Genomic DNA, 13194 nt, shown 5'->3' on the forward strand with positions numbered 1-13194 from the left:
TGCGCCATGGTGCTGGAATCTGCGCTGCTGCACGTCAAGCCCGGTCAGGAGGCTGCCTTCGAGGCGGCTTTCGATGAGGCTCGCCATATCATCGGTGCGATGAAGGGCTTTGTTTCGCTGTCGCTATCGCGCTGCGTGGAGAAACCCAGCGACTACCTGCTGCTGGTGCAGTGGCAGACGCTGGAAGATCACACCATCGGTTTCCGACAATCGGCTGAGTACCAGCGCTGGCGCGCGTTGCTGCATCACTTCTACGACCCGATGCCGGAAGTGCTGCACCACACGCTGGTGATGGAGTGCGCATGATGCGCGGCGGCCCGGGCACGCCTTCAGCGCTGCAGATGCTGGTCGAGGCCTTGCGGGTGCTGCCGGGCGTGGGCCCCAAGTCGGCGCAGCGCATGGCGTATTACCTGCTGCAGCACGACCGCGAGGGCGCCGCGCGGCTCGCGCAGGCGCTGAGCGAGGCCACGGAGTCGATCCAGCACTGCAGCCGCTGCAACACCTTCACCGAGCAGGAAGTCTGCGAGACCTGCCTCGACCCGCGCCGCGATGCGTCTGTCCTGTGCGTTGTGGAAACGCCCGCCGATCAGATGATGATTGAGCAGACGCTCACCTATCGCGGACAGTATTTCGTGCTGATGGGGCGGCTTTCGCCGCTGGACAACATCGGCCCGAAGGAAATCCACCTCGAGCGCCTGCTGGCCCGGGCGACCGATCCAGCGCTCGGCGGGCCGTGCGCCGAGGTGATTCTCGCCACCAACTTCACCAGCGAGGGCGAGGCCACCGCCCACTATATCGGCGAGATGCTCAAGGCGCGTGGCATCAAGGCGACGCGCCTGGCGCGCGGCGTGCCCGTGGGCGGCGAACTGGAATACGTGGATGCGGGCACCATTGCCCGTGCGGTGCTGGACCGGCGTCAGCTCTGATCTTCCGATCTAAAACTCCGCGTGGACGCGTGCGCCCGTGATGGAAACCGGCCCGCGATCCCGATTGAAGGCGGGGTGAACGACATACTGGTAGTTCAGGCCGAGCGTGAGGTGCTTGATGACAGCGCAGTTGTAGTACAACTCGGCGATGCGCTCGGTACCGTAGTTGAGCGCACCGTCACCGATCAGCACACCCATGCCGCCTGCGGCAAAGTATTGCCGCGCTGCGTGCGATAAGCCGTTCACCACGACTGCAGCGCCAAACGTATCGTTCGGCCGTCCCCACTGCGTGCCCTTGAGCGAGAGTCCGGCCGACACCGACTGGTTGATGTCGGTGAACTCGTAGGTTTCCTTGCTGCCGCCGTTCATGCTGGCCCGAGCGAAAGCGCCCAGGTCGGAGGTGATTTCCTGCTCCATGTTCAGGGCGATGCCCGGGCGCCATGCGAGGCGTCGTACGAGACCGGTGTCCGGCGTGTTGCCAGTCTGCTGCGCGAGGTTCACGGCATCGCTGTAGCCACCCATCCGTCCGCGGCTGGCGAAGGCGAGCAACTTGACCTTGCCGGGGCGACCGAACCAGTTGTGACGCGCCTCGAACTCGCCGACCCACTGGTATTGCTTCCACGTGGTGTCGATCGTGACGCTGTTGGGCACGACCGACAGCGCGAAGATGCCGCCGCGCAGCGTCCACCACGATTGCGTCCATTCCACCGCGAGACCGTGCGTATAGCCCCAGGCATCGGCTGCGTAGTCGAACGCGCCGGCATCGACCACCGCCCAGTTCAGAAAATCCCCGCGCGGGTCATGCGCATACGTGTTCGTGTCGAAGATATCGACCACCGAAAATTTGCCGATGGTGATGGTGAGATTGTCGGCCGAGCGGCTGCCGGCAAGCTGGTTGGGGCCGGACTCCACGGCCTGCTGCTCGCCGCCGAGGTCGATCACCTGCCGCAGGAACAGGCGCGGCAGCTTGTGGTATGGGGCATTATTGCCGACCTTGTAGGCCTCGCCGCTGGAGAAGCCCGCCAGGCCGACGGTATTGCTCAGGCCGAACCCCTGGTCGACTTCCGGGTTGGCGTACACCTCGGCGCCTTTCCACAGGCGCACGCCCAGGTAAAGCGTCAGGTCGGTCGTTTCCCTGTTGTCGCTGCCGGGGTCCAGACTGTTGTCGCCGCTATAGGGGGACCGGAACGACGGATGCCATTGCGTGACGTTGGTGAACTGCCCGTGCACATTCCACCGCTCCGGTTCGGGGATGTCCGTGGTGGGGGTGTCAATGGTTGGGGCGTCGGCCGCCAGGGCGATGCCCTGCACGCTCAGCGCCAGCATGATGGCTGCCATGGCTTGCGAGGCAGCACTGGCACGCGCCTGCTTGGGGCGGCGGAAGGAGAGTCGGGCGTTGGTGCGAAGAAACAGCAAGGGCATGGGCGCAACAAAGGGGGCAGGTTTTACAATTCGAAGCTTGTGCGCTCGGAACGGGCAAAAACCCGGCCATGGTAAACGCCGTGACATGACCAACCGGTGAAAACCGGCACCGCTCGCACACGACCTGTCGCGTTTTTTCAACCACATCATGAACCTCGCCCGCTTCGATCTCGTCACCCTTGGCCTGTTTGTGGCGGTGGCCCGGCTGGGCAGCATTTCAGCCGGGGCGCGGCAGTCACATCTGGCCGTGGCTGCGGCAAGCAAGCGCATTTCCGACCTGGAGGCAGCCGTGGGCGCGCCGCTGCTGTACCGCCATGCCGCCGGTGTGGAGCTGACCGAGGCGGGTCAGGCGTGTTTCCGCCATGCGGTGGGTATTCTGCAGGACGTCGAGCGCATGGCCGGCGCGCTGTCGGACTTTGCAGCCGGCACGCGCGGGCTGGTGCGCGTGTGGGCCAACACCTCGTCGATCACGCAATTCCTGGCGGATGACCTGGCTGCCTTCATGCTGGCCAACCCCGCCATCCGCATCGCGCTGGAAGAGCAGGACAGCGGGGATATCGTCGCCGCGCTGCGAGAGAATCGGGCAGACTTAGGCATCTTTGCTGCCGGCACGCCGTGCGAGGGGCTGCAATCGTTCGATTACCGCGAAGATGACCTTGCATTGGTGACGCCGCGCGGCCATCCGCTGGCCGGGCGCAAGCAGGTGGGCTTTGCCGACGCGGCGGATTTCGATTTCGTCAGCCTGCCGCCAGGCACGTCGCTGGCGGCACAACTGCTCGAAGAGAGCCAGCGCCTGGGCAAGCCGCTGCGCCTGCGCATCCAGGTACGCAGCTTCGAAGCCGTCTGCCGCATGGTCGCCTCGGGGCTGGGCGTGGGCGTGCTGCCGCGCATTGCCGCGCAGGGGCACGTGTCGAGCCTGCCGGGCGCAGGCCTCGCGCTGGTGCCGCTGCAAGACGACTGGGCCCATCGCCGCCTGCTGGTGGGTGTGCGCGACCCCGATGCGCTGACCAGCTCCGCGCGCCTCTTGATGACGCATCTGCTCGGCAGCCCTGCCGCGCTCTGAATTCAACGTTCTTCATACGACCATGCCGACACAGGTTTTGCAGAACATCCGTGTGCTCGAACTCGGGCAGTTGATTGCCGGGCCATTCGCCGCCAAGACGCTCGCCGATTTCGGCGCGCAGGTCATCAAGATCGAGCCGCCGGGGCAGGGTGATCCGCTGCGCAAATGGCGCATGCTGCATGAAGGCACCTCGGTCTGGTGGGAGGCGCAGTCGCGCAACAAGCAATCGGTCTGCGTTGACCTGCGCGTGCCCGAAGGGCAGGACGTTGTGCGCAAGCTTGCCGCCGAGGCCGATGTGCTGATCGAGAACTTCCGCCCGGGCACGATGGAAAAGTGGGGCCTGTCGTACGAGGCGCTCTCTGCCATCAACCCGAAGCTCATCATGCTGCGCGTGTCGGGCTACGGCCAGACCGGCCCCAAGCGCGACGAGCCCGGCTTTGCGGCCATTGCCGAAGCCATGGCCGGCCTGCGCTATCTGACCGGCGAGCCCGGCCGCCCTCCCGCGCGCGCAGGCCTGTCGCTGGGCGACACCATCGCTGGCCTGCATGGTGCGCTCGGCGTGTTGCTTGCCCTGTATGAGCGGGATGCGCGCGGCGGCAAGGGGCAGGTGATCGACGTGGCGCTGTACGAATCGGTCTTCAACCTGACGGAGAGCCTGTTGCCGGAATACTCCGTGTTTGGTGCCATCCGCCAGCCGGCCGGTGGTGCGTTGCCGGGCATTGCGCCATCCAACGCGTACCGCTGCGCCGGCGGCGAGTACGTGCTGATTGCTGCCAATGGTGACAACATTTTCCGCCGTCTGATGCAGCGCATGGGCCGGCAGGATCTGGCAGACGATCCGGGCCTGGCCCGCAACGACGGCCGCGCCGCCCGCGCAGAAGCAATCGACGCCGCCATCAACGCCTGGACGGGCGCGTTGCCCATCGCCGATGTCCTGGCCGCGCTGCACGAAGCCGAGGTGCCATGCGGCCCGATCTACACCATCGCCGACATCGCTGCCGACCCGCATTACCGCGCGCGCGGCGTCATCGAAACGGTGCGCGCGCAGTCGGGCATCGACGTGGAGATGCCGGGCGTGGTGCCCAATCTCTCGGGTACGCCGGGCGCGGTGCAGACCAACGCCCCGCGCCTGGGTCAGCACACGCGCGACGTGTTGCGCAGCCACGGCCTGAGCGACGCGCAGATCGATGCGCTGGCCGCGCAAGGCGTCATCGCGGAAGCCACGCATACCCAGTAGCTAGGACGATCCCGCATGTTGTGTGGCAAAACGTTGCGTTAAACTCGCCGCCAAGGCAATCAACGCCGCAGAAGAACGCTTTTCAGGAGACGAGCATGGGGACACGAGGCATCAGCCGTTGGGCGAAATGGATGGGCACGGCACTTTGCGCGGCGAGCCTGCTGGCGGCCAGTTCCGCTGTGCTGGCCCAGGGCAAGCCTGAGAAGAACAAAGTCACCATCGCCGTGGGCGGCAAGGCGCTGTTCTACTACCTGCCGTTGACCATTGCCGAGCGCCTCGGCTACTTCAAGGACGAAGGCCTGGACGTTGAGATCGTCGACTTTGCCGGTGGCGCGAAGGCGCTTCAGGCCGTGGTGGGCGGCAGCGCCGACGTGGTGAGCGGCGCCTACGAACACACGCTGGTGTTGCAGGCCAAGGGGCAGAACTATCAGGAGTTCGTCCTGCAGGGCCGTGCCCCGCAGATCGTCCTTGCGGTCAACAACAAGACGATGCCCAACTACAAGTCGATTGCTGACTTGAAGGGCAAGAAGATCGGCGTGACGGCGCCGGGCTCGTCGACCAACATCATGGTCAACTACGTGCTGGCACGCGCTGGCATCAAGCCCAATGAGGTCTCGATCATCGGCGTGGGGCCGAGCAACGGTGCCATCGCGGCCATCCGCGCCGGGCAGATCGACGCGCTGGCCAACCTCGACCCGGTTATGTCGATGCTCACGCAGAAGAATGAAGTACGCGTGATTTCCGACACCCGCACACTGGCCGACACCAAGGCGGTGTTCGGCGGCAACATGCCAGCCGGCTGCCTGTATGCCTCAACCTCGTTCATCCAGAAGAACCCGAACACGACGCAAGCGCTGACCAACGCGATGGTGCGCGCGCTCAAGTGGCTGCAGAAGGCCGGCCCGTCCGACATCGTCAAGACGGTGCCGGAAGCCTACCTGCTGGGCGATCGCGCGCTGTATCTGGCGGCTTGGGACAAGGTGCGCGAAGCCATCTCGCCAGACGGCACGATGCCGGCTGACGGCCCGGCCACGGCGCAGCGCACGCTGTCCGAATTCGACGCGGAAGTGAAGGGCAAGCCGATCAAGCTCGACCAGACCTTCACCAACACCTTCGTGCAGAAGGCCAACGCGAAGTACCACTGAGTCCCGCAGACTTTCATCCCGCGCCCGGTCCGTCCGGGCGCATTGCTTTGTGGCAGACACCATGACGACGCCCGCGCTTTCGTTTGATCAGATCACCTGCACCTTCATCTCGCCCGACAAACCGGGCCAGCGCTACACCGCCGTGCAGAACACGACGCTGGATGTGCAAGCCGGCGAGTTCGTCTCGGTGGTAGGCCCCACCGGCTGCGGTAAATCCACCTTGCTGAACCTGGCGGCGGGGTTGCTTCAGCCGTCCCTGGGGCAGGTCAGGGTATTTGGCGAGCCGCTTGTCGGCATCAACCGCCGAGCCGGCTACATGTTTCAGGCCGAGGCGCTGATGCCGTGGCGCAGCGCGCTGGACAACGTGCTGGCCGGGCTGGAATTCCGTGGCATGCCCGACAAGGAGGCCCGCGAGCTGGCGATGTCGTGGCTGGCGCGCGTGGGGCTGGCCGGGTTTGAAGACCGCTATCCGCATCAGCTTTCGGGCGGCATGCGCAAGCGCGTGAGCCTGGCGCAGACGCTCGTGCTCGACCCCGACATCATCCTCATGGACGAGCCGTTTTCCGCGCTCGACATCCAGACCCGCCAGTTGATGGAGAACGAGGTGCTGGCCCTCTGGGCCGCCAAGCGCAAGGCGGTGCTCTTCATCACGCACGATCTGGACGAAGCCATTGCCATGAGCGACCGTGTGGTCGTGCTGTCGGCCGGGCCCGGCACCCACCCGATCGGCGAGTTCGTGATCGACCTGCCGCGCCCGCGCGACGTGGCGGAAATTCGCGACCAAGCGGGTTTTGTCGATCTGCACGCCCGCATCTGGGATGTGCTGCGCGAAGAAGTGCTCAAGGGCTATGCGCAGCATCGCCGCGTAGCTTGAATCAAATCTGATCGGTCTCTCACATGGCAAATCGTCCACTTTCCCGATTCTCGTTGCGTGCCTGGCAGCTTGGCCTGCTGGTCGTCACGTTGCTGGTCTGGCATTTCGCCACGCGCTCACAAGACGTCGCGTTCTTCTTCGGTGAACCGCTGATCGTCGCCCAACGCATCTGGGCGTGGTTCGTGACTGAAGGCGACATCTACCTGCACCTCGGTGTCACGCTGGCTGAAACCGTGCTGGCGTTCGCCATCGGCACCGCGACTGGCCTGGGAGCGGGGCTGTGGCTGGCGCTGAGTCCGGCGGCATCGGCGGTGCTTGATCCGTACATCAAGGCGGCCAACTCGATGCCGCGCGTGATCCTGGCGCCCATCTTCGGCGTGTGGTTTGGGTTGGGGATATGGTCGAAGGTGGCGCTGGCGGTGACGCTGGTGTTCTTCATCGTCTTCTTCAACGTCTACCAGGGCGTGAAGGAGGTGAGCCCGGTGGTGCTGGCCAATGCGCGCATGCTGGGCGCATCGCAGCGGCAACTGCTGCGCTTCGTCTACCTGCCGAGTGCAATGAGCTGGGTGTTCTCGTCGCTGCATACGTCGGTCGGGCTGGCTTTCGTGGGCGCGGTGGTGGGGGAATACCTGGGTTCAGCGCGCGGTGTCGGTTACTTGATCCTGCAGGCCGAGGGCACCTTCGATATCAATACCGTGTTTGCCGGCATCGTCGTGCTTACGGTGTTTGCACTGGTGCTCGACTGGCTCGTCGGTATGGTGGAAAAGCGCCTGATGCGCTGGCAGCCGAAGACCGGCGAAACTGAAAAGCTCTGAGGGCCAGAACGTCACATCGACCCTTCTTGAGATAGGGTCATGCAACTAGACGGTCGGTCTACTACAATCCAACCCATCATGAGCAAGCACCCCGACCCCGTCACTGCTGAAGGCGCCGAAGCCCGGCACGACACCCGCGACCGCATCCTGGACGCTGGCGCCGAGCTGATCCTCGGGCGCGGGTTCTCGGCGGTCGGGCTGGCGGAAATTCTCGGCCGCGCCCAGGTGCCAAAGGGCTCGTTCTACTACTACTTCGGGTCCAAGGAAGACTTTGGCGTTGCCATGCTGGAGCGCTATTTCCAGGACTACGACGCGGGCGTCGTCAGCCTGTTCAACGACACGCGCATCACCGCGCGCGAAAGGCTGTTGCGCTATTTCATGGCCTGGATCGACCTGCATGAGCGCAGCGCCTGCGAGGTCACCTGCCTGGCAGTCAAGCTCTCGGGCGAGGTGTCGGACTTGTCCGAGCCGATGCGCAAGGTGCTGTCGGCGGGCATGGCCCGCATGGTCGAACGCATTGCCGTGGCGATTGATGCAGCGGTGGCTGACGGTTCCCTCGCGCCGGTGGCCGATGTGCGCCGCCTAGCCGAAGGCCTGTATGCAATGTGGATGGGCGGGGCGCTGCTGGCCAAGGCGCACCGTTCCGTCGCGCCGTTCCAGAGCTGCATAGCGCAGACCGAAGCCCTGCTGGCCAAACCTAGGCACTGATCGTCATTGAATGCATTGTCGGTGAGGTACGCCCTCGCCTTTCTTTACTGCTGGTTCTAGATGACCGGTCGAATAGTCTCTCTCAGGAGCCAAGATGCCCCAACAACTGCTGTCTCCCATCCAGGTTGGCCACACGACCCTTGCCAACCGCGTTGTGATGGCGCCGCTCACGCGTTCGCGCGCTGGCCAGCCGGGTGATGTGCCGACCGAGCTGAACGTCACCTACTACGCGCAGCGCGCCACTGCCGGGCTCATCGTGACGGAAGCCACGCAGATCTCCCGCCAGGGCCAGGGTTATGCCTGGACGCCTGGCATGTACACCGATGCGCAGGAAGCTGGCTGGAAGGCCGTGGTGGACGCCGTGCATGCAAAGGGCGGTCGCATCTCGCAGCAGCTCTGGCATGTGGGCCGCATCTCGAACACGCTGTTGCAAGAGAACGGCCAGGCGCCGGTTGCGCCGTCAGCCCTTGTCGCCAAGGGGGCGCAGAGCTTTGTCGTGCAGCCCGACGGCACGCCGGGCAACGTGCCGACCAGCGAGCCGCGCGCGCTGTCCACGGAAGAGATCCCGGGCATCATCGCGCAGTACCGCCAGGCCGTGTTGCGTGCACGCCGTGCCGGTTTCGACTTTGTCGAAATTCACGCCGCCAACGGTTACCTGCTGCACCAGTTCCTGTCGACCAACAGCAATCAGCGCACCGACCAGTACGGCGGCTCGCTGGAAAATCGCGCACGACTGATCCTGGAAGTCGTCGACACGGCCATCGCCGAGATCGGCGCGGATCGCATCGGCATCCGCCTCTCGCCGCACTTCGTCGCGCATGACATTGCCGACGCGCAGGCCGAGGAAAGCGCGCTGTACCTGGCACGCGAACTGACCAAGCGCGGCATCGCCTACCTGCACATCGCCGAGCCGGATTGGGCAGGTGGCCCCGAACTGTCCACCGACTTCCGTCGCCAACTGCGCGACGCCTTCAAGGGCACGCTGATCGTTTGCGGCCAATACAGCGCAGAAGAGGGTGAACAAATGGTCGCCTCGGGTCTGGCGGATGCGGTGGCGTTTGGCCGTCCATTCATCGCCAACCCGGATCTGGTTGCGCGCTTCCGCGCCGGTGCCGTGCTGAACAAGCCGGACCGCTCGACGTTCTACGGCGGCCAGGAAAAGGGCTACACCGATTACCCGACGCTGGAAGAAGCTGCCTGACCGGCATCCGCCAAACCAACGAAAAAGCCGCACGGGTTTGTCGCCCGCGCGGCTTTTTTGTCAATCGCCGATGGCGTTCAGGGTTGGATCACGACCTTGCCCGTCACCTTGCGCGCCGCCATGTCGAGCAGCGCCTGCGTGGTCTGCTCCAGCGGATAGCGCGCCGAGATATGGGGGCGGATCTTGCCTTCCTGCATCCAGCCGAGCATCTGCATCATGTTGGCCAGGTTCGCCTTGGGCTCGCGGCGTGCGAACTCGCCCCAGAACACACCCACCAGCGATGCGCCCTTGAGCAGCGCAAGGTTCAGCGGCATCTTCGGAATCTCACCGTTGGCAAAGCCCACCACGAGATAGCGGCCGCGCCAGGCGATCGAACGAAACGCCGGCTCGGCGTAGATGCCGCCGACCGGGTCGTAGATCACGTCTGGGCCCTTGCCATCGGTCAGTTCCTTGATGCGCTCGCGCAGGTCTTCGGTCGAATAGTTGATCAGCGCATCGGCGCCGTGATCCTTGCAGACCGCGAGCTTTTCGTCGCTCGACGCCGCGGCAATGACGCGTGCTCCGATGGCCTTGCCGATCTCGATGGCCGCCAACCCCACGCCACCGGCCGCGCCCAGCACCAGCATCGTCTCGCCGGCCTTCAGTTGCCCGCGATCGACCACCGCGTGGTGCGACGTGCCATAGGTGAGGGTGAACGCCGCAGCCGTGTCGAACGCCATGCCCGGCGGCATCGGCATCACGACCTTGGCCGATGCTTTGACCTGCGAGGCAAACGCACCCTGACCGAGGAAGGCAATCACGTGGTCGCCCGCCTTGACGTGCGATACACCTTGGCCCACTGCATTCACCACGCCCGCCACTTCCGAGCCCGGCGTGAACGGCAACTCCGGCTTGAACTGGTACTTGTTCTGAATGATCAGCACATCGGGGAAGTTGACCCCCGCAGCCTTCACATCGATGACGACTTCGCCGGCGCCCGGCGAGAGGTCCGGCAGCGTTTCTATTACCAGCGATTCGGGCGGGCCCCAAGTCTTGCAGACGACGGCTTTCATGATGTGTCTCCTGATCAATCTGACGTTGAACGTCTGGCAGTGTAACCGAATAAAAGCACGGTCGTTCGATTCGACTGTGGGCAATTCGGCGAGGGACGCGTCCTACGGTTTGCCGTCCGATTTTTTGTCAGCATGCGCAGCCGTGTGCGTGCGTAATTTCATCACTTGGCTCGGTTACAATCCGCGCCATGCACATTCTTATCGCCAACGACGACGGATACCTCGCGCCGGGCCTCGCCGCTCTCTACCGCGCGCTCAGTTCCCTGGGCCGCGTGACGGTGGTGGCGCCGGAGCAGAACCACAGCGGTGCCTCCAACTCGCTTACGCTGCAGCGGCCGCTGTCGGTGTTTGAAGCCGCCGATGGCGCGCAGAAGGGCTTCCGCTTCGTCAACGGCACGCCGACGGACTGCGTGCACATTGCGCTGACCGGCATGATCGAGGAGAAACCCGATCTGGTTGTCTCCGGCATCAACCAAGGTCAGAACATGGGCGAAGACGTGCTGTATTCCGGCACCGTCGCCGCCGCCATCGAGGGTTATCTGTTCGGTATCCCGTCGATTGCGTTCTCGCAGGTCGACAAGGGTTGGACTCACCTCGACGCGGCCGAACGTGTTGTACGCGAGGTAGTCGAGCGCTATCTGTCCGATCCGCTCGACGGGCCGATGCTCCTCAATGTGAATATTCCGAATCTGCCGTACAGCGAGCTGGCCGGCTGGCGTGCTACGCGCCTGGGCAAGCGGCACCAGTCGCAGCCGGTGATCCGACAGGCCAATCCGCGCGGCGAACCGATCTTCTGGGTCGGCGCCGCCGGCGATGCGAAAGACGCCAGCGAAGGCACCGATTTCCATGCCGTCGCAAATGGCTTCGTTTCGCTGACGCCGCTGCAGCTCGATCTGACCGATACGGCGCAATTGCGTACCGTGCGCCGCTGGCAGACCTCATGACCGCTGCGGTGGCCCATGTCTGAACGTTCGCGCGACCGGCGTTTTCCCCTGACGCTCGATGCGGTAGTCGAGCGCAAGCCCGTGGAGCGGCAGCGCGAGGCTCGCATTTCGTCCGGCGTGAGCGCAAAAACGAACGCCGTGCCTCGGCAGACGCCCGCACGCGCAGCGTCGGCGGAGCGGTTGTCGAATCCGCAGGCGCCAGCGCCGGCGCTACAGCGTGTGGCTGGCGTCGACGGTGTTGTCGGCGCGGTGGCTGCGAGCGCCGTGCAAGCGCGCACGCAAGCCGCGCATGCGGCAGCGGGGGGCATGGCATCAGACCGCGCGCGCCAGGCGCTGGTCAGCCGCGTGCAGGCAGCCGGCGTGAGCGATGCGCGCGTGCTTGCCGCGATCGGCGCGGTGCCGCGCCATCTATTCGTCGATGCGGGCCTGGCTTCGCAGGCCTACGAAGATTCCGCGCTGCCGATTGGCCATCAGCAAACGATCTCGAAGCCCTCGGTGGTCGGTCGCATGATCGAGCTGCTGCTGCGCGAGCGTCCCAGGCGAGCGCAGGGCCTGCCGCTTTCTCGTGTGCTTGAGATCGGCACCGGCTGCGGCTATCAGGCAGCGGTCCTGTCGCAGCTCGCAGATGAGGTGTATTCGATCGAACGCATCCGGCCGCTGCATGAGAAAGCCAAAGCGAACTTGCGGCCACTCCGCGTGCCAAACATCCGTCTGCACTATGGCGACGGCATGCTCGGGCTCCCGAAGGCGGCTCCGTTCGATGCCATCATCCTGGCCGCGGCCGGGCTGGAGGTACCGCAGGCGCTGCTCGACCAACTCTCCGTCGGCGGCCGCCTGATCGCTCCAGTCGCCACCGATCGCAGTGGTGGATCCACGCAGCAGCTCGTGTTGATCGAGCGCCGTGGCCGCTTCCAGTTTCACAGTACCGCGCTTGAAGGCGTTTTCTTTGTCCCGTTAAAATCAGGAACTGTTTAGCATGTTCACTTCCCGGAGCTTCATGAACCGTCCAGGCCCCGCACACGTCGGCCGGCTCGCTGTGGCGATGGTGTCGGCCGCACTGCTGGCGGCTTGCGCATCCTCCGGCAACCAAGCCCCCGTTCTCGATCGCACCTCGCGTGCCGGCAGCACGACCACCACGTCGCAGGAGCCGCCGCCCCCCGGCTACTATCGGGTCAAGCGTGGCGATACGTTGTACAGCATCGCCCTGCGCAACGGCCAGGCACCGCGCGATCTGGTGGCCTGGAACAACATTCCCAATCCGAATCAGATCGAAGTCGATCAATTGATACGTGTTGTGCCGCCCAACGCTGACGTCAGCAGCAGTGGGGCCGTCGTCACGCCGGTTCGCCCAGGCACCACGAGCACGCAGCCGATCGACTCTACGCCGGTCACGCCACCGCCTGCGGCCTCGTCCAGCGCTCCTGCCAAGGCAAGCGACAGCGCAATCGCATTGGCCTGGCCGGCACGCGGCACATTGCTCAACCGCTTCGACGACAAGGGCAACAAGGGCATCGACATCGGGGGCAAGCGCGGGGATGCAGTGGTCGCCGCCGATGACGGAAAAGTGATCCACGTCGGACCCTTGCGTGGGTACGGGAATCTTGTCATCATCAAGCACAACGACACGTTCCTGACCGCGTACGGCAACAACGACAAGGTCCTGGTCACCGAGCAATCCACGGTCAAGAAAGGGCAAAAGATCGCCGAAATGGGCAGCACCGATGCAGATCGCGTGAAGCTTCACTTTGAAGTGCGTCGCAACGGTAAGCCGGTCGATCCAATGCGCTTCCTGCCGCCTCAATAGAGG

14 protein-coding genes are annotated in these 13194 nt (G+C 64.8%); 12 read left to right on the top strand and 2 right to left on the bottom strand.

What is annotated here, in order from left to right; all coding sequences use genetic code 11:
* Positions 1 to 6: 6 nt before the first annotated feature.
* Complete coding sequence (locus B4F51_RS09570) at positions 7 to 306, top strand: antibiotic biosynthesis monooxygenase family protein (RefSeq protein ID WP_296225010.1); 300 nt, start codon at positions 7 to 9, stop codon at positions 304 to 306.
* Positions 303 to 926 (top strand): recombination mediator RecR, encoded by a 624-nt coding sequence (recR, locus tag B4F51_RS09575; protein ID WP_414706728.1) that lies wholly within the window; start codon positions 303 to 305, stop codon positions 924 to 926. The genes B4F51_RS09570 and recR overlap by 4 nt, the downstream gene beginning before the upstream one ends.
* A gap of 9 nt (positions 927 to 935) precedes the next feature.
* Here recR and B4F51_RS09580 read toward each other — a convergent pair whose 3' ends face one another.
* Positions 936 to 2264 carry a carbohydrate porin gene (locus B4F51_RS09580; protein WP_296225343.1) on the bottom strand — a complete coding sequence of 443 codons (1329 nt, stop codon included), beginning with the start codon at positions 2262 to 2264 and terminating at the stop codon, positions 936 to 938.
* 232 nt (positions 2265 to 2496) lie between these two features.
* On the opposite strand from B4F51_RS09580, the gene B4F51_RS09585 reads away from it, so the two are divergent.
* From B4F51_RS09585 to B4F51_RS09615, 7 genes are all read left to right on the top strand, one after another.
* Positions 2497 to 3411: a LysR substrate-binding domain-containing protein gene (locus tag B4F51_RS09585; RefSeq protein WP_296225011.1), complete on the top strand. Its 915-nt coding sequence runs from the start codon at positions 2497 to 2499 to the stop codon at positions 3409 to 3411.
* Between the two features lie 22 nt (positions 3412 to 3433).
* Positions 3434 to 4648, top strand: coding sequence for a CaiB/BaiF CoA transferase family protein (locus tag B4F51_RS09590; RefSeq protein ID WP_296225013.1), 1215 nt, complete (start codon positions 3434 to 3436; stop codon positions 4646 to 4648).
* 95 nt (positions 4649 to 4743) lie between these two features.
* On the top strand, positions 4744 to 5793 hold the full coding sequence (locus B4F51_RS09595; protein WP_296225015.1) for an ABC transporter substrate-binding protein: 1050 nt from the start codon (positions 4744 to 4746) through the stop codon (positions 5791 to 5793).
* Positions 5794 to 5854: 61 nt separating this feature from the next.
* Positions 5855 to 6667 carry an ABC transporter ATP-binding protein gene (locus B4F51_RS09600; protein WP_296225017.1) on the top strand — a complete coding sequence of 271 codons (813 nt, stop codon included), beginning with the start codon at positions 5855 to 5857 and terminating at the stop codon, positions 6665 to 6667.
* A 23-nt stretch (positions 6668 to 6690) separates the two neighbouring features.
* Positions 6691 to 7482, top strand: coding sequence for an ABC transporter permease (locus tag B4F51_RS09605; RefSeq protein WP_296225019.1), 792 nt, complete (start codon positions 6691 to 6693; stop codon positions 7480 to 7482).
* Positions 7483 to 7560: 78 nt separating this feature from the next.
* Positions 7561 to 8190 (top strand): TetR/AcrR family transcriptional regulator, encoded by a 630-nt coding sequence (locus B4F51_RS09610; RefSeq protein ID WP_296225021.1) that lies wholly within the window; start codon positions 7561 to 7563, stop codon positions 8188 to 8190.
* 94 nt (positions 8191 to 8284) lie between these two features.
* Positions 8285 to 9391, top strand: coding sequence for an alkene reductase (locus B4F51_RS09615; RefSeq protein ID WP_296225023.1), 1107 nt, complete (start codon positions 8285 to 8287; stop codon positions 9389 to 9391).
* Between the two features lie 77 nt (positions 9392 to 9468).
* Here the strand turns inward: B4F51_RS09615 and B4F51_RS09620 are convergent, their stop codons facing one another.
* Positions 9469 to 10443 (bottom strand): NADPH:quinone oxidoreductase family protein, encoded by a 975-nt coding sequence (locus B4F51_RS09620; protein WP_296225025.1) that lies wholly within the window; start codon positions 10441 to 10443, stop codon positions 9469 to 9471.
* A gap of 188 nt (positions 10444 to 10631) precedes the next feature.
* Here B4F51_RS09620 and surE point away from each other — a divergent pair, with 188 nt between their 5' ends.
* The 3 genes from surE to B4F51_RS09635 are packed head-to-tail and all read left to right on the top strand — an operon-like array spanning position 10632 to position 13191.
* Positions 10632 to 11387 (top strand): 5'/3'-nucleotidase SurE, encoded by a 756-nt coding sequence (surE, locus tag B4F51_RS09625; protein WP_296225027.1) that lies wholly within the window; start codon positions 10632 to 10634, stop codon positions 11385 to 11387.
* A 15-nt stretch (positions 11388 to 11402) separates the two neighbouring features.
* Positions 11403 to 12362, top strand: coding sequence for a protein-L-isoaspartate(D-aspartate) O-methyltransferase (locus tag B4F51_RS09630; RefSeq protein WP_296225028.1), 960 nt, complete (start codon positions 11403 to 11405; stop codon positions 12360 to 12362).
* Between the two features lies 1 nt (position 12363).
* Positions 12364 to 13191, top strand: a complete 828-nt coding sequence (locus tag B4F51_RS09635; protein ID WP_414706729.1) for a peptidoglycan DD-metalloendopeptidase family protein — start codon at positions 12364 to 12366, stop codon at positions 13189 to 13191.
* The last annotated feature ends 3 nt before the right edge of the window (positions 13192 to 13194 follow it).

Source organism: Ralstonia sp. UBA689, assembly GCF_002298975.1.
In the GTDB taxonomy this organism is placed as follows: Bacteria; Pseudomonadota; Gammaproteobacteria; order Burkholderiales; family Burkholderiaceae; genus Ralstonia.

What these genes read in the sequence shown, in the direction of transcription:
- B4F51_RS09590 (WP_296225013.1), top strand. Translation starts at nt 3,434, where the DNA reads ATGCCGACACAGGTTTTGCAGAACATCCGTGTGCTCGAACTCGGGCAG.
- B4F51_RS09580 (WP_296225343.1), bottom strand. Translation starts at nt 2,264, where the DNA reads ATGGCAGCCATCATGCTGGCGCTGAGCGTGCAGGGCATCGCCCTGGCG.
- B4F51_RS09620 (WP_296225025.1), bottom strand. Translation starts at nt 10,443, where the DNA reads ATGAAAGCCGTCGTCTGCAAGACTTGGGGCCCGCCCGAATCGCTGGTA.
- recR (WP_414706728.1), top strand. Translation starts at nt 303, where the DNA reads ATGATGCGCGGCGGCCCGGGCACGCCTTCAGCGCTGCAGATGCTGGTC.
- B4F51_RS09605 (WP_296225019.1), top strand. Translation starts at nt 6,691, where the DNA reads ATGGCAAATCGTCCACTTTCCCGATTCTCGTTGCGTGCCTGGCAGCTT.
- B4F51_RS09615 (WP_296225023.1), top strand. Translation starts at nt 8,285, where the DNA reads ATGCCCCAACAACTGCTGTCTCCCATCCAGGTTGGCCACACGACCCTT.
- B4F51_RS09570 (WP_296225010.1), top strand. Translation starts at nt 7, where the DNA reads ATGGTGCTGGAATCTGCGCTGCTGCACGTCAAGCCCGGTCAGGAGGCT.
- B4F51_RS09635 (WP_414706729.1), top strand. Translation starts at nt 12,364, where the DNA reads ATGTTCACTTCCCGGAGCTTCATGAACCGTCCAGGCCCCGCACACGTC.
- surE (WP_296225027.1), top strand. Translation starts at nt 10,632, where the DNA reads ATGCACATTCTTATCGCCAACGACGACGGATACCTCGCGCCGGGCCTC.
- B4F51_RS09585 (WP_296225011.1), top strand. Translation starts at nt 2,497, where the DNA reads ATGAACCTCGCCCGCTTCGATCTCGTCACCCTTGGCCTGTTTGTGGCG.
- B4F51_RS09600 (WP_296225017.1), top strand. Translation starts at nt 5,855, where the DNA reads ATGACGACGCCCGCGCTTTCGTTTGATCAGATCACCTGCACCTTCATC.
- B4F51_RS09610 (WP_296225021.1), top strand. Translation starts at nt 7,561, where the DNA reads ATGAGCAAGCACCCCGACCCCGTCACTGCTGAAGGCGCCGAAGCCCGG.
- B4F51_RS09595 (WP_296225015.1), top strand. Translation starts at nt 4,744, where the DNA reads ATGGGGACACGAGGCATCAGCCGTTGGGCGAAATGGATGGGCACGGCA.
- B4F51_RS09630 (WP_296225028.1), top strand. Translation starts at nt 11,403, where the DNA reads ATGTCTGAACGTTCGCGCGACCGGCGTTTTCCCCTGACGCTCGATGCG.